Consider the following 373-nt stretch of genomic DNA (forward strand, 5'->3'; position numbering starts at 1 on the left):
TTCCCTTCTATTGCATTCTTTAATGCTGGCAACCCTTTTCTTTCCTCTTTTTTCTTTTCTTCTAATAATTCTGGATATTCTTTTAATAATATATTATAAGCTTCTTCTCTAGATATATTAATTAAATTATTTATTTCTTCTTTAACTTTTGGGATTATTTCTTTTATATCTTTCTTTAAATCAGGATTTTCATATACTATTTTTGNNACAACAGAATTTAAATCTACATTTCCATACTTATATTTATTATATAATACCCATTTTTTTATTAATTTATCTATANNNNTCTTATAATACTCTTATTGCCCACTTACCCTCTTTTAAATTTAATTTCTTAGAGAATTCAGAATTATTTTGATTCACAATTACATTA

It is taken from the genome of Candidatus Nanopusillus massiliensis (assembly GCF_920984865.1).